The 17,244-nt window shown below is 66.9% G+C and carries 13 protein-coding genes; 11 read left to right on the top strand and 2 right to left on the bottom strand.

The annotated features are described in order from the left end of the window. Positions 1–99: 99 nt before the first annotated feature. Positions 100–4,098 (bottom strand): YhdP family protein, encoded by a 3,999-nt coding sequence (locus J0M27_RS09410; RefSeq protein ID WP_294990374.1) that lies wholly within the window; start codon positions 4,096–4,098, stop codon positions 100–102. Positions 4,099–4,169: 71 nt separating this feature from the next. Here J0M27_RS09410 and glnE point away from each other — a divergent pair, with 71 nt between their 5' ends. The 11 genes from glnE (at position 4,170) to J0M27_RS09355 (ending at position 16,347) form a co-directional block, all read left to right on the top strand. After that, entirely contained in the window at positions 4,170–6,863 is a 2,694-nt protein-coding gene (glnE, locus tag J0M27_RS09405; protein WP_294990372.1) for a bifunctional [glutamate--ammonia ligase]-adenylyl-L-tyrosine phosphorylase/[glutamate--ammonia-ligase] adenylyltransferase, read from the top strand. Between the two features lie 181 nt (positions 6,864–7,044). Then, positions 7,045–7,302: an AbrB/MazE/SpoVT family DNA-binding domain-containing protein gene (locus tag J0M27_RS09400; RefSeq protein WP_294990371.1), complete on the top strand. Its 258-nt coding sequence runs from the start codon at positions 7,045–7,047 to the stop codon at positions 7,300–7,302. Continuing rightward, entirely contained in the window at positions 7,299–7,715 is a 417-nt protein-coding gene (locus tag J0M27_RS09395; protein WP_294990369.1) for a type II toxin-antitoxin system VapC family toxin, read from the top strand. Before J0M27_RS09400 ends, J0M27_RS09395 begins: the two co-directional genes overlap by 4 nt. A 137-nt stretch (positions 7,716–7,852) precedes the next feature. Continuing rightward, a complete protein-coding gene (gene argJ, locus J0M27_RS09390) occupies positions 7,853–9,088 on the top strand; it encodes a bifunctional glutamate N-acetyltransferase/amino-acid acetyltransferase ArgJ (RefSeq protein ID WP_294990368.1) in 1,236 nt (411 codons plus the stop codon). Positions 9,089–9,098: 10 nt separating this feature from the next. Next, entirely contained in the window at positions 9,099–9,719 is a 621-nt protein-coding gene (locus J0M27_RS09385; protein ID WP_294990367.1) for a hypothetical protein, read from the top strand. Between the two features lie 65 nt (positions 9,720–9,784). Further along, positions 9,785–10,390 carry a DUF4202 domain-containing protein gene (locus J0M27_RS09380; protein WP_294990365.1) on the top strand — a complete coding sequence of 202 codons (606 nt, stop codon included), beginning with the start codon at positions 9,785–9,787 and terminating at the stop codon, positions 10,388–10,390. Further along, positions 10,387–11,265: an NAD(P)-dependent oxidoreductase gene (locus tag J0M27_RS09375; protein ID WP_294990363.1), complete on the top strand. Its 879-nt coding sequence runs from the start codon at positions 10,387–10,389 to the stop codon at positions 11,263–11,265. Before J0M27_RS09380 ends, J0M27_RS09375 begins: the two co-directional genes overlap by 4 nt. After that, the gene (locus tag J0M27_RS09370) at positions 11,262–12,134 is read left to right on the top strand and encodes an NAD(P)-dependent oxidoreductase (protein ID WP_294990361.1); all 873 of its coding nucleotides are present in this window, start codon (positions 11,262–11,264) and stop codon (positions 12,132–12,134) included. Before J0M27_RS09375 ends, J0M27_RS09370 begins: the two co-directional genes overlap by 4 nt. Before the next feature lie 14 nt (positions 12,135–12,148). Then, positions 12,149–14,716, top strand: a complete 2,568-nt coding sequence (locus J0M27_RS09365; RefSeq protein ID WP_294990360.1) for an EAL domain-containing protein — start codon at positions 12,149–12,151, stop codon at positions 14,714–14,716. A 36-nt stretch (positions 14,717–14,752) separates the two neighbouring features. After that, positions 14,753–15,097, top strand: coding sequence for an FKBP-type peptidyl-prolyl cis-trans isomerase (locus tag J0M27_RS09360; protein WP_294990357.1), 345 nt, complete (start codon positions 14,753–14,755; stop codon positions 15,095–15,097). Between the two features lie 77 nt (positions 15,098–15,174). Further along, positions 15,175–16,347: a pyridoxal phosphate-dependent aminotransferase gene (locus J0M27_RS09355; protein ID WP_294990355.1), complete on the top strand. Its 1,173-nt coding sequence runs from the start codon at positions 15,175–15,177 to the stop codon at positions 16,345–16,347. 208 nt (positions 16,348–16,555) lie between these two features. Here J0M27_RS09355 and J0M27_RS09350 read toward each other — a convergent pair whose 3' ends face one another. Beyond that, complete coding sequence (locus J0M27_RS09350) at positions 16,556–17,119, bottom strand: phasin family protein (protein WP_294990353.1); 564 nt, start codon at positions 17,117–17,119, stop codon at positions 16,556–16,558. Positions 17,120–17,244: the final 125 nt, after the last annotated feature.

Here is a 17,244-nt window from a genome sequence, read left to right as displayed (position 1 = left end):
TGCCGCCGGACCGCCCCAAGGCAGGCACTCCAGGGGCCTGCGAGCACGGCGCGTCGCGCTCACCCCCATGCCTGGAAAAGGGGTTGGGGGACAAGTCGTTCATTTGCCTTCCTCCGCGGGTTTCTGCTGGCCGAGTTTCTCGACCTTGGGATCCACCCAACTGCCGGTCACCCCATACTCGAAGGCGAAGGCCTGGTCGAGCGGGTCCTTGAATATCTTCTGCGCCGCCCAGACCACGGCGCCGGCGATCGGGTTGGCGAGCATGGCACCGACCGCGATCGTCTCGCCCACGGCGGGTTGCACGCGCACCTTGAGGTCCTGTGTCTCCTTGCCCAGGTTGACCGTGCCGCTCATCAGCACCTTCGCCGAGGGGCCCTGGATCTGCAAGTCCTTCGTTTCCATCACGCCGCGCGCGACGGCGAACTGGCCGCCGATGCTGTCGAAGGCGAAACCCTCGCTGAAGATGTCGCGGAAATCCAGCGTGATCCGGCGCGGCAGCGATTGCAGGCTGAGCACGCCCAGCAGCCGGCCGACGCCGGGTTCGAGCTTGACGAACTGGCCGTTGGCGGCGTCGAGCTTGAGGTTGCCGCCGAGCGAGGGGTAGTCGATGGTGAACGGCGTGCCGTTCCACGACAGGTTCCCCGCCAGGCTGGCGTTGCCGCGCCGCACGGCGTCCGGGTGGCCGATGCGCGCCAGCAGTTTCTCGATGCTCTTCGCCGCGAACTTGAAGTCGACGCGGGTGTCGGGCAGCGTGGGGCTGCGCCGCCAGCGGCCGCTGGCATCCAGCGTGCCATCGTCATTTTTCATCTCGATCCGGGCGTTCCAGCCGTCGTCCCTGTTTTCCGCCGCGACGCGCACCGTGCCTAGCGCGCGGTCCTTGTAGGAAAGCTGGTCGACCGTGATGTCGAGCGCCGGAATGTGGTCGATCACCTCGCTGGTCCTGGCTTGCAGCGTCGCCGGATTGGCGATTGATTCCGGTACCGCGAGCTGGGCGATGCGGCCCGTCAGCTTGCCTTCGCCGGCGCTGTTCCATTCGAAATTGCCCGCCAGTTCGCGGCTCCTCAGCTCGAAGCGGGTGCTGGCGGCGTCGTCGGCCCGGCCGCCGGCGATGCGTACGTCATTAAATGCCTTGTCATGGACATTCAGTTCGGATGTGCGCAAGTCGAACTGCAGCGCGGGCAAGGCTGGCAATGGTGACTCGGCGGCGCCGTTGCCGTTCTTCGGCGCGGTCAGCAGGCGCCGCCAGAAATCCGCGTCGATGCGCGGCAGGTTGACGGCGACCAGCAGGTTGCGATCCGGCAGGCTGGCGCCGCTGTCGCCGACGGCGACCACGCCGCGCACGATCGCGGGCGGGCTGCTGTCATGGCGGCGCACAATTTGCACGCGCAGCGCGCGGGCGAGATTGAGTTCCAGCAGGTCCTGGGTCGGGGCTGGCGCGCTTGCAGCCGGGGCAGGGCCGGTGTCCCTGGAAGTCGGCGCCCGCGGCACGGCGGCCGGTCGCCCTGCGGGACGCGCCGATGATTCCGGCGCCGCCTTGCGCTCGAAGCTGATCGGCATGGCGTCGGTGGCCGGCTTGTTGAAGGGCGGGGGGAGGCTGGAGGACAATCCGACCAGGTTCGACATCAGCTTCACTTCGGCCGACTTCTTGCGCACACGCACGCTGCCGGTCCACTTGCTGCCGCCCGCGAGGTCATCGAATACCGGGTGCGGAAACCGGCGGCGCAGGGTCGCGACGTTGATCTCGCCGGCGGCATTGACCTGCACGTTGCCGTCGCCCGTCGTTCGCAGGTCCACGCTCAGCGGCGAGTCGAGCAGGGTGCCGCGGATGCCGCGCGCCTCGAGATGGTCGGCGGAAAACTTCAGCGAGCCACGCACTTCGCCCAGCGGTGGCAGGTCGCTGTCCACGGTCAGGCGGTTGCCGTCGAAGCGGTAGCTGCCCTCGACCTTGGAGCTGTCCAGCCTGCGCAGGCGCAGGCCAAGCTTGAGGTCAAGTTCGCCGTTGCCTTCTGCCTTCATGTCCTCGGTGAAATGGTCGATGCGTTCGCCGACCGGGCTGGCCTCGATGAAACGAAGGAAGTCGGCGGTGGGGCCGTTCGCCTTGCCCGTGACGGTCAGCAGTTCATCCTGCTCTTCGAGGTCGGCGATCTCGGCGCGGACCTCGCGCAGGGCGACGCCGAAGATGCGGCCGCGCTTGCCGGTGATCAGCATGCGCTGGCCGGAAAACAGCAGTTCGCCTTCGATGCCGTCGATCACCGGCCAGCTCCCGGCATAGCGCAGGCCGGCGTCGATGAACCTGCCGCGTACTTCGAACAGTCCCTGCATGCCGTCGCGGAAGGGGAAGTGGACAAGATCGCCCTTCAGCTTGAGCGTCACGTCGTTGGCCTTGCCGCCGATGATGGCGCCATGGAGCCATTCGCGCACATCCTTGCCGACGCCCAGCGGCATGTAGCGCCAGACTGCTTCGCCGCTGCCGCGCGTGAGTTTTGCGCCGAGGTCGATGCGGCCGGGGCCGGCGGGTAGCGCGTGCCACTCGCCGCTGGCTTCACCGGCGGCATCCTTGTTGTGGAAGGCGGCCTTCTGCAAACGCACCCGCAGGTCGCCCGCGGCCGCTTTCCAGTCGAGCTCGGCGGAAAAGGCTTCCAGCTCCAGCTTGGGTTCGGCGAACACGGCGGGCAGTTCGAACAGGGCCTTCTGCCCGTCCAGCGTCAGCCGACCGCCCTTTTCGTCGCCCTCGACGCGGCCATTGACGCCGGAGATGCCGGGCACCGGGCCCAGCGCGGTCATGCCGAGGCCTTCGAAACGGCTCTTGACGCTCCACTTTTCAGGGGCACCGACGTTTTCCGGCGTGCCCTGCCAATCCAGCTTGAGGTCGAACACGCGTCCGCGCGGCGCGTGGCGAGCCAGGCGGGCGCGATTCACGTCGCTCAGCGGCAGGTGCGAGGCAAGGCGGGCCAGCGCGTCCAGATCCAGCCCATTGGCCGTCGCCGCGCCGCGCGAAGGACGGTTGGCGGCCGCCTCCTGCCAGGTCAGCTTGAGGTCGGTCGGCTGCAGCGTCAGGCCGTCTCGGGTGGCCAGCGCCAGGTGTTTGAGTTCGGCTTCGAAGCCGCCGTCGAGCCGGCGTCCGCCGAAGCGTCCGTCGAGCAGCACAAGGTCGAGTTCGGGCAGGTCGGGGCGCAGTCGCAGGCGCACATCGGCCAGGCGCACGTCGGCCGTGGCCGAGGTCAGTTGCTTGCTGGCGAAGCCCAGCCACAGTCGCAGTGCGCCGCTGCCTTGCGGCAGCGCCAGCGGGTAATCGACCCAGGCACGCCAGCCGGCGAGGTCGGCATAGTCCAGCTCGGCGTAGGCATCGCCCTTCCAGGCCTGGAACTGGTCGAGGTCGCGGCCGCGGAAATCGCCGCGGATGTCGACGCGCGCCGCAAGCTGGCGGGGCGGATCGGCGGTAAGGCCGAAGCGGTGTCGGCTGCCGCTGTTGTCGAGCTGGAAATTGAGGTGCTTCAATTCCAGCGGTGGTGCGCCGCGCAGTTCATCGAGCCAGGTGATGCCGGCGTCGCGGATCACTACGCGCTCCTGCGTCAGCAGCCAGTCGGCGAAGCCTTCCTCGTCGCCCGGCTGCGGGGTGATTTCCAGGCCGGCAGCGAACAGCCGTCCGTCACGGTCGCGGCGCAGCAGCAGGTTGGGCGCATCGAGTTCGAGCAGCGCCAGGCGCAGTTCCAGATGCCACAGGGAGCTCCACGACAGTTCGGCGTCCACCTGGTCGAAGCCCAGCGCTGCCCGCCCCTGCGCGTCGCGGATTTCGAAGCCCTCCAGGCTCAGCGCCGGTCTGAGGCCGGCCCAGTGCGCCTCGATCCTGCGTATTCCGACCGGGCGGTTGATGGAGGTCGAGATCATCCGTTCGACGTCGCCGCGGTAGCTTTCGATCTGCGGCAGGATCGCGTAGCGCAGCGCCAGCAGCAGCAGCGCGAAGGCGAAATAGGACAGAGTCAGCGCCCACATCAGCACGCGCGCCGCGACCGCCAGCCGGGGATGGGCGTTTGCGGCGCGGCGCAGGCGGGACAACGGGTGCGAAATGATGGACGTGGCGGCTCTGGAAGCGGACATGGAAGGGGCTGCGCCCTCGCCCGAGCTAGAATGGGGCGGTCACAGCGTTCAGCATGTACAAATTCTAACCGATGCCCTCACGCGCCGTTATCGCCGAAACATCCCCTTACTTTGCACGACTGCTGGCCGCGAAGCCCGCGCTGGCCGCCGAAATCGACGCCTCGCTGGAGCAGGCGGTGAGCGCCGACGAGCTGTCGGCCTGGCTGGCCGAGCAAGCCCTGACTGAAACCAACCTCAAGCCGGTATTGCGCCAGTTGAAGCAGCGCGCCTACGCGCGCATCGCCACGCGCGACCTGTGCGGCCTGGCGCCGCTGGGCGAGGTGGTCGAAGGCATGACCCTGATCGCCGAACTGGCGGTTTCTGCGGCGACGCGGGTGCTCACCCAGGGCCTGGTCGAGCGCTACGGCACGCCGCGCGGCACCGACGGCCGGACGCAGGAGTTGATCGTGGTCGGCATGGGCAAGCTGGGCGGACGGGAACTCAACGTGTCCTCGGACATCGACCTGATCTTCGTCTATCCGGAAGACGGCGACACCGATGGCGCCAGATCGATTTCCAACTTCGAATTTTTCACCCGCTTGGGCCGCGCGCTGATCAATGCCATCGCCGACTCGACCTCCGACGGCCAGGTGTTCCGCGTCGACATGCGGCTGCGGCCCAACGGTGATTCCGGGCCGCTGGTGTGTTCCTTCGAGATGCTGGAAAACTATTTCGTCACCCAGGGCCGCGAATGGGAGCGCTATGCCTGGATCAAGGCGCGGCCGCTTACGGGCGAGGGCGCGGGCAATGGCGAAAACTCGCGCTGGGACGAGCTGGAGGCGATCCGCCGCCCCTTCGTCTTCCGCAAGTACCTCGACTTCGGCACCATCAACGCCATGCGCGAACTGCACGCGCAGATCCGCCAGGAAGTGGCGAAGAAGGACAAGGCCGACAACGTCAAGCTCGGCCCAGGCGGCATCCGCGAGATCGAATTCATCGCCCAGGTGTTCCAGCTGATTCGCGGCGGGCGCGACCCGGCGCTGCAAATCAAGCCGACTCTTTCCGTGCTGCGGCTGCTGGCCGAAAGTGCGACGCTGGCCACGGAGACGGTGGGCGAGCTGACCGCCGCCTACGAATTCCTGCGCCGCGTCGAACACCGGCTGCAATACATCGACGATGCGCAGACGCACATGCTGCCCACCGCCGCCGACGACCGTGCGCGCGTCGCGCGCGCCATGGGCTATGGTTCCTTCGCGGGCCTGCTGGTCGAACTGGACGACCATCGCGCCAACGTCGCGCGCCACTTCGAGGCGGTGTTCGCCGACCCCAATCGCGGCGAGCACAAGCTGGCCGGCATGTGGCGCGGCGCGGGCGGAGAGGACCAGGGCGAGGAGTTCGCCAATCTTGGCTACAGGAATCCGCGCGAAGCCGCGACACGCGTCGCCGCGCTGCGCGAAGGGCCGCGCTACCAGCAGCTAGCCGCCAGCATCCGCGACCGCTTTGACGCACTGGTACCGCAGTTGATCCAGGCGGCGGCGGAAATGCCCAACCCGGACGCCACGCTCTCGCGCAGCCTTGACCTGCTCGAATCCATCTCGCGCCGCGCCGCCTACCTCGCCCTGCTGCAGCAGTATCCGCAGGCACTCAGGAAAGTGGCGGAGCTGGTCAGCAGTTCCAGTTGGGCCGCCGAGTACCTGCAACGCCACCCGATCCTGCTCGACGAGCTGCTCGACCCGCGCCTGCTCGACGTGCTGCCCGACTGGAGCGGCGTGCGCCGGCAGCTCGCGGTGAAACTGGAAGAACTGGAGCCGGACACCGAACGGCAGATGGACCTGTTGCGCGAGACGCACCATGCCCAGGTATTCCGCCTGCTGGCACAGGATGTGGCAGGCCTCTATACCGTGGAGCGGCTCGCCGACCACCTCTCGGAACTCGCCGATATCCTGCTCGATGCCGCACTCGCGCGCGCCTGGCTGAAGATGTTGAAGCGCCATGTCGAGCAGCCCAAGTTCGCCGTCATCAGCTACGGCAAGCTGGGCGGCAAGGAACTCGGCTTCGCTTCCGACCTCGACCTGGTCTTCCTCTACGACGATCCGGCGCCGGAGGCCGGCGAGAACTACGGCCGGCTCGGCACCCGGCTCAACACCTGGCTCTCGGCGCAGACCGCGGCCGGCCAGTTGTTCGAAACCGACCTGCGGCTGCGGCCCAACGGAGAATCGGGTCTGGTCGTCAGTTCCATGGAATCCTTCCGCAAGTACCAGCTCGAATCCGCCTGGGTCTGGGAACACCAGGCGCTGACGCGCGCCCGCTTCTCTGCCGGCGATCCGGCGGTGGGCGAGGCTTTCGAAAAGATCCGCTGCGAGGTGCTGTGTCAGCAGCGCGACCAGGCCAAGCTGCGCGCGGACATCGTCGAGATGCGGCAGAAGATGATGGACAGCCACGCCACGCGCGGTGACCTGCGCGACACCGTGTTCGACCTCAAGCACGACCCCGGCGGCCTGGTCGATGTCGAATTCATCGTCCAGTACCTGGTGCTCGGCCATTCGCACGCCCACCACGAGCTCACCGGCAACAAGGGCAACATCGCGCTGCTGAAAATGGCCGCCGATGCCGGCCTGATCCCGGTCGAACTGGCCGAGACGGTGCGCAACGCCTACCGCGATTACCGTCGCATGCAGCATGGGTTGCGCCTGAACGGCACCAAGGCGCGCGTCGCACCGGAAGAAGTCGGCGCCCGCGTCACGGCGGTGCGGGAATTATGGCGGCTGGTGTTCGGCGATTCCTAGTCGGTTGGGGGGCGGTGCTCCGGCCGTCCCGACGGCGAAGAGATCGTCCAATCGCCGCACCGCCAGTAGAAAGATGTCAGGGTCGCGGTTGTTTTGGCAACGGCGTGCCCGTCGTTGAACGCCGTTGAACTGCAGTGGTGTTTGGCCTATACTGCCTCGATTCGTTCATCGGGAGGCGGCCATGACCACCATGATTCTTTCGGGCAAGCGGCAAGTTGTGTTGCCCGCCGAGCTTTGCCGGCAGGTCTCGCTTGCGCCGGGTACCCGTGTTCGCGTTGAGCTGGCGCCGAATGGAGAAGGGATTCTGGTGCGCTCCGCCAGTGCCGGGGAAACAAAGCCGGCCTCGGTCCTGTTCGATCGCGTCGAGCGTCGCGGCAAGCCGCTGGCAGTCGAAGACTTGCAGGGCCTGGCGGTGGCGAAGAAGCAGGGCAAGCCATGATCGCGCTGGACACCAATGTCCTTGCACGCGCCATTGCGGTCGAAATCGATGCCGACACGGCGACCAAAGCACAAAGAAAGCGCGCCCAGGCCTTGCTGTCGTCGGGAAGCCGGTTGTTCGTGCCGGTGACGGTGATCGAGGAACTCGAGTGGGTGCTGCGCGGCGCTTACGGCATGCCGCCGGACGATATCGCCGCCGTGTTCGAAGACATGCTTGCGGTCGAGAACCTGACCGTCGACCGCGCCGCCGCCGTCGGCCAGGCACTGGTCTGGTATCGACAGGGACTGGATTTCTCCGACGCCTTGCACCTTGCCCAGTCCGGTCTGTGCAGCGGACTCGCTACCTTCGATGCGCGCTTTGTCAAAACCGCGCGCCGTCTTGGGCTGGACCCCCGAGTGTCGGCGCCGGGTTAAGGGCTGCGGGATTTGGCGGGATGGCCGCATCTCCGGCCCGGATTCGCCGTCCTTCCAGCGCCGACTCTTGATGCTTGGCAGGGTGTTGCCGGCTAAACTGCCTGCTTTCCTTTGAACCCACTCCGCAGGCCGCCACCATGCCCGTCAACTACGCCACTCCCGCCCCAGAAGCCCTGTTCCCCGTCGCCGGCGTGCGCCTCGGCACCGCCGAGGCCGGCATCCGCAAGAAGGACAGGCGCGACCTGACGCTAGTCGAACTGGCGCCGGGCAGCCGTGCCGCCGGGGTGTTCACCCAGAATCGCTGCTGTGCGGCGCCGGTGACGCTTTGCCGCGAGCACCTGGCGGGCGATGGTAGCCTGCGCGCGCTGGTGATCAACACCGGCATCGCCAATGCCGCCACCGGCGAGCAAGGCATGCGCGCGGCGAGTGCGACCTGCGATGCCGTGGCCGGTCTGCTCGGCTGCGCGCCGCGCGAAGTCCTGCCATTTTCCACCGGCGTGATCCTCGAACACCTGCCGGTCGAGCGCCTGATCGCCGGGCTGCCGGCCGCGAAGGCGGATCTCGCGGCCGACCACTGGCACGCGTCCGCGCACGCCATCATGACCACCGACACCGTGGCCAAGGCCGCCTCGCGGCGCATCGAACTGGGCGGCAAGACCATCACCGTCACCGGCATCAGCAAGGGCGCGGGCATGATCCGGCCCAACATGGCGACCATGCTCGGCTTCGTCGCCACCGATGCCGGGATTGCCGCCGGCCTGCTGGCCCAACTGGCCAAGGACGCGGCGGACCAGAGCTTCAACTGCATCACGGTTGACGGTGATACCTCGACCAACGATTCCTTCGTCGTCATCAGTACGGGCGCCGCGGGGCTGGAGGTCGATGCCGCCTCTCCGCACTGGCCGGCGCTCCGCGACGCGGTGATCGGCGTGGCGCAGGAGCTGGCGCAGGCCATCGTGCGCGATGGCGAGGGCGCGACCAAGTTCATCACGGTGAAAGTCGGCGCTGGCGCCACGGCGGAAGAATGCCGCCAGGTGGCCTATGCCATCGGCCATTCGCCACTGGTGAAGACGGCCTTCTTCGCTTCCGACCCCAACCTCGGACGGATACTGGCCGCGATCGGCTATGCCGGCATAGCCGACCTCGATGCCGCCGGCGTGCGCGTCTGGCTGGGTTCGGGCAGCGAGGAGGTGCTGGTTTCCGAGAACGGCGGGCGTGCCGCCAGCTACCGCGAGGAAGACGGCTCGCGCATCATGAAGAACGCCGAGATCACGGTGAGCGTCGACCTCGGCCGCGGCTCGGCCACCGCAACCGTGTGGACCTGCGACTTCTCTTACGATTACGTGAAGATCAACGCCGACTACCGGAGTTGATCGCGCTCCGATGATGGACCAACTGCCGCTGGCCATCGGCTGGGTGCTCTACGCCGCGCTGCATTCGCTGCTGGCCGACCTGCGCGTCAAGGCCGCGGTGACCTCCCGTTTCCCGGGATTCGCCGCGTGGTACCGGCTGGCCTACAACGGCGTGGCGCTGCTCGCGGTCCTGCCGTTGATCTGGCTGATGCGTGCCGTGCCGGGCGCGGAGCTGTGGGCCTGGAACGGCGCCTGGGCCTGGCTGGCCAACGGCCTTGCCGCCGCCGCGCTGTTCGGTGCTCTGCAGTCGTCGCAGGCCTACGCCATGAACGATTTCCTCGGTCTCGGCGTGCTGGATGGCGACAAGGCGATCGAACGCGACGTATTCCGGCTCTCCACCCCGCATCGTTTCGTGCGCCATCCCTGGTACAGCTTCGGCCTGGTCATCGTCTGGACCCGCGACATGAACGCGGCGATGCTGGTTTCGGCGCTGGCGATCACGATCTATTTCGTCGCCGGTTCCTGGCTGGAGGAAAGGAAGCTGATCGCCATCCACGGCGACACCTACCGCCGCTACCAGGAGCGCGTGCCCGGTCTGCTGCCCCTGCCGTGGAAATACCTGCGAAGCGAGGAGGCGAAACGCTTTACTTGAGCCGGCGGGTCGCCCAGCGGGTACCATAGCGGGCTTTGCAATTACAAGAAAGCAGGAGGATGTCCATGATCGTGGACCCGGTCCGCTTCGAGCGGGCCATTACCCTTTTTGACGCGGCAAACGCGGAAGATCCGAACCAGGACGAAGGCCAGCCCAAGGAACTGCTCTACGCCAGGCGCATGACGGACATGATCGGTCGCTATGCACCGGACGCCAGCGAGGCGGCGCAGCTTGCCGTGCGCGCCCAGCACATCAAGCGCTGGACGGTGCCGCGCAACAGCCAGCCGATGACTCGGGAGGGCTACCACGCCTGGCGCACGGGACTCTACAGGTTCCACGCCGAGACGGCGGGCGAACTGATGCGTCAGGCCGGCTATGACCAGGAGATGATAGCCAAGGTGATGATGGCGGTCGGCAAGCGCCAGCTCAAGCTGAACGCCGACACGCAGATGATGGAGGATGTCACCGATCTCGTTTTCATCGAACACTACCTGCTCGGCTTTGCCGGCCAGCACGCGGACTACAGCGAGGAGAAATGGCTGGACATCATCCGCAAGACCTGGAAAAAAATGTCGGATCGCGCCCACGCTTTCGCCACCGGCGGCGGCATCAAACTGCCGGAGCCCCTGGTACCACTGATACTGAAAGCCGTCTCGGAGGAAAAAAAATGAACGTCGGATTCATAGGCCTGGGTCTGATGGGCCGCCCGATGGCCCTGCACCTGGAAAAGGCCGGACATGCCCTGCACCTGTGGGCGCGTCGCCCCGAGTCGCTGGCGCCGTTTGCCAGCGTCAATGCCAAGACTTACGCGACGCCGGCACAGGTGGCGGCCAATGCGGATGTCGTGATCACCATGGTGGCCGACGCCCCGGATGTCGAGAATGTTTGCCTCGGCGCCGACGGCTTGGCCGCCGCTGGCAAGCCCGGGCTGATCGTGGTCGACATGTCCACCATCAACCCCAATGCCGCGCGCAGCATAGGCCAGCGCCTGGCCGAGAAAGGCATCGAGTTCGTCGACGCCCCGGTCTCGGGTGGCGAGACGGGCGCGATCAACGCCGCGCTGACCATCATGGTCGGCGGCACGCCGGCGGCCTTCGAGAAGGTCAAGCCGCTGCTCGAAAAGATGGGCAAGTCGGTGACATTGATCGGCGGCTCGGGCGCCGGCCAGGTGGCCAAGGCCTGCAACCAGATACTCACCGGGGTTGGCGTCATGGCCGTGGCAGAGGCCTTCAATTTCGCGGCCAAGAGCGGCGTTGACGCGGCGAAGGTGCGCGAGGCCCTGCTCGGCGGCTTTGCTTACTCGAAAGTCCTGGAGAACCACGGCCAGCGCATGCTCGACCGCAACTTCAAGCCCGGCTTCAAGGCCTGGATGCATCAGAAGGACTTGCGCATCGTCATGGAAGAGGCGCACCGCATGGGCCTGATGCTGCCCTCGGCGGCGGCTACGGCGCAGGTCTTCAACGCCATCGTCGGCAGCGGCATGGGCGAGAACGATTCGATAACCGCCCTGCAACTGCTGGAGAAGATGAGCACGCCCGAAGCATGAACATTGGCTTCATCGGCTTCGGCACCATGGGCCTGTCCATGGCCGAACACCTCATCAAGGCCGGGCACGCGCTGCGCGTCTGGAGCCGCCGTGTCGCCAGCGCCGACTCCTTGGTGGCACTGGGCGCGCTGCGTTGCGACTGGGTGCATGAGCTGGCGATGGGCAGCGAGATCGTCTGCACCAACCTCACCGGCAGCGCCGACGTGGCGGGTTTGGCCGACGCGCTACGGCCGGGCCTTGCGCCGGGCGCGATCCATATCGATTTTTCCACCATCGCACCGGGCGCGGCGCGCGCGATCGCGGCGAAACACGCCGCCGTCGGCGTGGAGTTCGTCGATGCGCCGGTGTCGGGCGGCGGCGTCGGCGCACGCAATGCCTCGCTGGCCATCATGTGGGGCGGGCGCGAGGAACTCGCGCCGCGTCTGGCGCCGATCTTTTCGGTGCTGGGCAAGAGCGCGGTGCGCATCGGCGAGGCCGGCGCCGGCCAGGTGGCCAAGGCCTGCAACCAGATGATCCTGGTCAACCTGATTCAGGCCTGCGCCGAAGCCGCCGCGCTGGCCGCCGCGGCCGGCCTCGATTTCAGGCTGGTGAGGGAGGCGATGCTCGGCGGTTCCGCCGGCTCGCGCGCGCTGGACGTCTTCGGCGGACGCATGGCGATACGCGACTTCGGCGCCGGCGTCGAGGCCCGCCTGCACCACAAGGACTACGCGCTGCTGATGGACGAGGCGGCACGCGTCGGCGCGCCGCTGCCGATCGCGGCGGCGGTCTGGCAGCAGCTCAACGCGCTCATGGCGCAGGGCCTGGGGACGCGGGACACGTCTTCGCTGCTGCGCGTGCTCGAGGGCGCGACGGGCCGGCATACGGACTGAGGGGCGGTCGAAAGATGGTGCAGGCGCCGAAGAAGGCAGTCCTCGAACTCAACGCGATCTTCGAGAACGCGACGGTCGGCATCCTGTTCACCAAACATCGGCGGCTGACGCAGGCCAACCGCCTGTGCGCCGGGATGTTCGGCTATGAACTGGACGAGTTCCTCGGCCAGTCGGCACTGATCCTGTATGCGGACGACGAGGCGTATTCCGCGCTCGGCCGCGTGGCGGGGCCGGTGCTCTCCGAGGGCAAGCCCTTCCGCGCCGAGGTCCAGCTCAAACGCCGCGACGGCAGTCTGTTCTGGTGCCGCGTTTCGGCCAAGGCGGTCGATCCCGAGCGGCCGCGCGATGGCACGCTGTGGATCATCGAGGACATGACCGATGACCACCGCATGCTCGAGGCGCTGGAACGCAGCACCCGGGAGCTGACGGCGATCCTCGATACCGCCTCGATCGGCATTGCCGTGGTGCGCAACCGCGAGTTCGTGCGCTGCAACCGGCGCTTCGAGGAATTGTTCGACCTCGAGGCGGGCTCGCTGGTGGGGAGCTCGGCGCGGGTGCTGTTTGACAGCGACGAGGAATACGAGCGCATCGGCCAGCAGGTCTATGCCGAGTTCGCCGCCGGGCGGGTCCATCACCGCGAGCAGCTGCACCGGCGCAGTGACGGCGGATTGTCGTGGCTGCGGGTCAGCGGCAGCGTCTTCGATGCGACCACCCCGCACGCCGGTTCGGTCTGGCTGACCGAGGATGTTACCGCGACGCGCGCGGCGGAGGCGCGCGCGCGCCAGGCCTACGACGAGCAGCAGATCATCTTCGACAACGCGGCGGTGGGCATCCTGTTCGCCAGCGATCGCATGGTGAGGCGATGCAATCGGCGCCTCGCAGAGATTTTCGGCTACGAGCCGGAGGAACTTGCCGGGCGTTCGACGCGGGTGTTTTTTCTTGGCGAGGAGGACTACCAGAACCATGGAGCGGTCGCCTTTCCGCCGATCCTGGCCGGCGGCACGCACGTCGCGGAGACCCGCGTCCGCCACAAGGACGGCCACGCGTTCTGGGTACGCGTCACCGGACGACAGGTTGCCGGGACCAACGACAGTGTCGACCTGATCTGGATCTTCGAGGATGTCACCGAGCGCCACCAGGCCGAGGAGGCGCTGCTGCGCGCCCACGACGAACTCGAGCAGCGCGTGGTCGAACGCACCGCGGAACTCGCCAGCGCCAACACGCAGTTGCAGGAGGAAGTCTTCGAGCGCATGCAGGCCGAGCAGCGCATCTGGCAGGTGGCCCACCACGACAGCCTGACCGGGTTGCCCAACCGCGCGCTGCTGCACGACCGGCTGGAGCAGGCGCTGGCCAAGGCGCAGCGCAGCCGCAATCGCGTCGCGGTGATGTTCCTCGACCTCGATCGCTTCAAGTCGGTGAACGACACGCTGGGCCATGCCGTCGGCGACGAACTGCTGAAATACGTCGCGGCGCGACTGACCGGGGTGGTGCGCGCGGTGGACACGGTATCGCGCCTGGGCGGCGACGAGTTCGTGATCGTGCTGCACGAAGCAAGCTCGTCCGATGACGTGGCGCAGGTCGCGGAAAAGATCCTCGACGCCCTCTCGCCTGAAGTGAACATCGGCGGCCACCCCTTGCGTGCCACGCCCTCGATCGGGATCAGCATCTACCCGGACGACGGCGACGAAGTGTTCGCGCTGATGAAGAACGCCGACACCGCGATGTACCACGCCAAGGCTGCCGGACGTAACAACTACCAGTTCTTCGCGCGCAAGATGAACGAGCAGGCGGCGCACTTCTTCAAGCTGGAGAGCCGCCTGCGCCACGCCATCGACAGCGGCGCGCTGCTGCTGCACTACCAGCCGCTGATCGACTGGCCGCGCCGCGCGGTGTGCGGCATGGAAGCCCTGGCGCGCTGGAAGGATGCCGAAGACGGATTGATCGCGCCGGCCGATTTCGTTCCCATTGCCGAGGAGACCGGCCTCATCGTGCCGGTCGGCGAATGGGTGTTGGCCGCCGCGCTGCGCCAGAACCGGCTCTGGCAGCAGCATGGGCGGCCCCTGCTGCCCGTCTCGGTCAACCTTTCGCCGCGCCAGTTCCGCCAGAAGGACCTGGTCGGCACCCTGCGCCGCATCCTGGCCGACACCGGGCAGCCGGCGCGCTTGCTGGAACTGGAAATCACCGAGAGCACCCTGATGCACGACATCGAGGAGACCCAGGCGCGCCTGCAGGAGATCGCTGCCATGGGCGTGCGGCTGGTGATCGACGATTTCGGCACCGGCTATTCGAGCCTTGCCTATCTCAAGCGCTTCCCGGTGCACAAGCTGAAGGTCGACCAGGGCTTCGTGCGCGAACTGACGCACGACCCGGAAGACGCGGCGATCGTCACCGCGATCATCGGTCTGGCACGGAGCCTGGCGCTCGACATCGTGGCCGAGGGCGTCGAGACGCGGGCGCAGCTTGATGCCCTGCTCGGTCTCGGTTGCGAGAAGTTCCAGGGCTACCTGTTCGCGCGGCCGCAGCCGCCGATCAACGCCGACGATATCTTCCGGCCCCGGTTGCCGGCGGTCACTCAGGCATAATTCCCGCGTCCAACCACCCCTTCACGGAGCAATGCAATGACACAAGTCACCACGGCCAGCGGCCTGATCATCGAAGAACTGGTAGTCGGCGATGGCGCCGAAGCCACGGCAGGGCAGCAGGTATCCGTGCATTACACGGGCTGGCTGACCAACGGCAAGAAGTTCGATTCAAGCAAGGACCGCAACGATCCCTTCGAGTTCGCGCTGGGCGCGCGGCACGTCATCGCCGGCTGGGATGAGGGTGTCCAGGGCATGAAGATCGGCGGCACGCGCAAGCTCACCATTCCGCCGGAACTGGGATACGGCGCGCGCGGCGCGGGCGGCGTGATTCCGCCCAACGCGACGCTGGTGTTCGAGGTGGAACTGCTCGGACTGTCCTGAGCCTTACCCGCCGATCTGCATGACCGCGTGGCCGCGCCTAACGGCGCCGGCGCGCCGGCCCCGGAGCGCCCCCCGCCATGAGCCTGTACTTTCCGTCGCGCCTGCCCAACGTCGGCACCACCATCTTCACCGTCATGTCGCGCCTTGCCGTCGAGCACGGCGCGATCAACCTGTCGCAAGGCTTCCCTGATTTTTCGCCTTCGCCGCTGTTGCTGGAGCGCGTCACGCACCACATGGCGGCAGGCGCCAACCAGTACCCGCCGATGGCCGGGGTGGCGGCGCTGCGCGAAGCCATCGCGGAAAAGGTGGCGCGCCTCTACCTTGCCAGCTATGACCCGGAAAGCGAAATCACGGTGACGGCGGGCGCCACGCAGGCGATCTACACCGCGATCGCGGCCTGCGTCCGGTCCGGCGACGAGGTCATCGTCTTCGCCCCCGTGTATGACTCCTATGTTCCCGGCATCGAACTCAACGGCGGCCGCGCCGTGTATGCGCACCTGCGCTTTCCCGGCTACCGCCCCGACTGGGACGAGGTGCGCGCGCTGATCACGCCGCGCACGCGAATGATCATCATCAATTCGCCCCACAATCCCAGCGGTTCGGTGTGGTCGACCGATGACATGGCGATGCTGGAAACCCTGGTGCGCAACACCAAGATCGTGGTGGTCAGCGACGAGGTTTACGAGCATGTGGTGTTCACCGCCGACGGTGGCGCCCCGACCGCGCGGCGGCACGAAAGCGTGAGCCGCTATCCGGGCCTGCGCGAGCGCAGCTTTGTCGTTTCCAGTTTCGGCAAGACATACCACGTGACCGGCTGGAAGGTGGCCTACTGCCTGGCGCCGCGCGCGCTGACCAGCGAATTCCGCAAGGCGCACCAGTTCATCGTCTTCACGGTGCATCATCCGTCGCAACTCGCGCTGGCCGATTTCATGCGCGCCCAGCCCGAGTTCGCGGACAAGCTGGCGGCCTTCTACCAGGCGCGGCGGGACTTCTTCCGGCGCCAGCTCGACGGTTCGCGCTTCGTCCTGCTGCCCTGTGCCGGCACCTACTTCCAACTCGCGACCTATTCCGCGATCAGTGACGAGCCGGACACGCAGTTCGTCCAGCGCCTGACCCGCGAGCACGGCGTCGCCGCGATTCCTGTGTCCGTCTTCAATCCCGACGGCGAAGACCGGCGCGTGATCCGCTTTTGTTTCGCCAAGAACGAAGCCACGCTGGCGGCGGCGGGGGAGCGGTTGAGGAAGCTTTAGGCGCTGCGCGCCGTGGCGCCAGCGCCGACTTTCGGGGCGTGCTGGCAGGATGACCGCCATACGGTCCGCTCTTCCAGAGCAGACATATCCGACAGGGGGATACCGTCCCTGCATTTCGCAGGTACATAAAAAAGACCCGATGCGTTGCGGCATCGGGTCTGAAACCAGCCCCTTTGCGGGGCCGGAGGAGGAGACGTTGCGGTGTTGCTCAGGCGGCCTTCTTGGCCTTCGGAGCGGCGGCGCCGGTGCCGACAGCCTTGACGGTGGCGGAGGTCGCGGCAGCCACATTGGCTTCGGCGATCTCGGCGACTTGCTTGGCAGCCTTGGTCATGCTGTCGTAGGCCGAGTTGGCGGCGGCGATCGCGGACTTGACGGCGGCGACGGCGACGTCGGAGCCGGCCGGGGCGTTCTTGGCGGCCTTGTCGAGGGCGGTGGCGACGTTCTTGTTGATTTCCGAGAACTGGCCTTCGACGACCTTCGACAGCTCTTCCTGGGTCTGGGTGGCGATCTCATACACGCTACGCGAGTAGGCGACCGCTTTTTCAACAGCGGGCTGGGCCAGCGTGGTCTGCATCGCGATGAACTGCTGAACGTCCTTGACGGCGAGCAGGGCCTTGGCGCTGGCAACGCTGTCTTCCAGCATGGCGCGGGCGGTGTTCAGGTTCAGGGCGGCAAGGCGCTCGGCGCTGGCGAAGGCGGTGTTGGCGATGGTCAGCAGGGTCTCGACGTTGGCTTTGTTGGCGCTGGCGAATTGTTCGGTGGTGGCGTTCATGATGTTCTCCTGGATTGGATTCAAAAGATTCTGAAAGTTGGTTTTGTATCGCTCGCCCCTCTGTTCCGGGTCGATGTTGCGGTGCATCATGATTCGTATTATAGGGATGAGAACCGCTCTGTCAA

It is taken from the genome of Sulfuritalea sp., assembly GCF_017302275.1.
Taxonomy (GTDB): Bacteria; Pseudomonadota; Gammaproteobacteria; order Burkholderiales; family Rhodocyclaceae; genus Sulfuritalea.
Note: the sequence above shows the minus strand (reverse complement) of the source record. Positions and strands in the feature narration are given on the sequence as shown.

Coding starts and splice junctions, on each gene's coding strand:
- J0M27_RS09410 (WP_294990374.1), bottom strand. CDS start 4,098: ATGTCCGCTTCCAGAGCCGCCACGTCCATCATTTCGCACCCGTTGTCC.
- glnE (WP_294990372.1), top strand. CDS start 4,170: ATGCCCTCACGCGCCGTTATCGCCGAAACATCCCCTTACTTTGCACGA.
- J0M27_RS09400 (WP_294990371.1), top strand. CDS start 7,045: ATGACCACCATGATTCTTTCGGGCAAGCGGCAAGTTGTGTTGCCCGCC.
- J0M27_RS09395 (WP_294990369.1), top strand. CDS start 7,299: ATGATCGCGCTGGACACCAATGTCCTTGCACGCGCCATTGCGGTCGAA.
- argJ (WP_294990368.1), top strand. CDS start 7,853: ATGCCCGTCAACTACGCCACTCCCGCCCCAGAAGCCCTGTTCCCCGTC.
- J0M27_RS09385 (WP_294990367.1), top strand. CDS start 9,099: ATGATGGACCAACTGCCGCTGGCCATCGGCTGGGTGCTCTACGCCGCG.
- J0M27_RS09380 (WP_294990365.1), top strand. CDS start 9,785: ATGATCGTGGACCCGGTCCGCTTCGAGCGGGCCATTACCCTTTTTGAC.
- J0M27_RS09375 (WP_294990363.1), top strand. CDS start 10,387: ATGAACGTCGGATTCATAGGCCTGGGTCTGATGGGCCGCCCGATGGCC.
- J0M27_RS09370 (WP_294990361.1), top strand. CDS start 11,262: ATGAACATTGGCTTCATCGGCTTCGGCACCATGGGCCTGTCCATGGCC.
- J0M27_RS09365 (WP_294990360.1), top strand. CDS start 12,149: ATGGTGCAGGCGCCGAAGAAGGCAGTCCTCGAACTCAACGCGATCTTC.
- J0M27_RS09360 (WP_294990357.1), top strand. CDS start 14,753: ATGACACAAGTCACCACGGCCAGCGGCCTGATCATCGAAGAACTGGTA.
- J0M27_RS09355 (WP_294990355.1), top strand. CDS start 15,175: ATGAGCCTGTACTTTCCGTCGCGCCTGCCCAACGTCGGCACCACCATC.
- J0M27_RS09350 (WP_294990353.1), bottom strand. CDS start 17,119: ATGAACGCCACCACCGAACAATTCGCCAGCGCCAACAAAGCCAACGTC.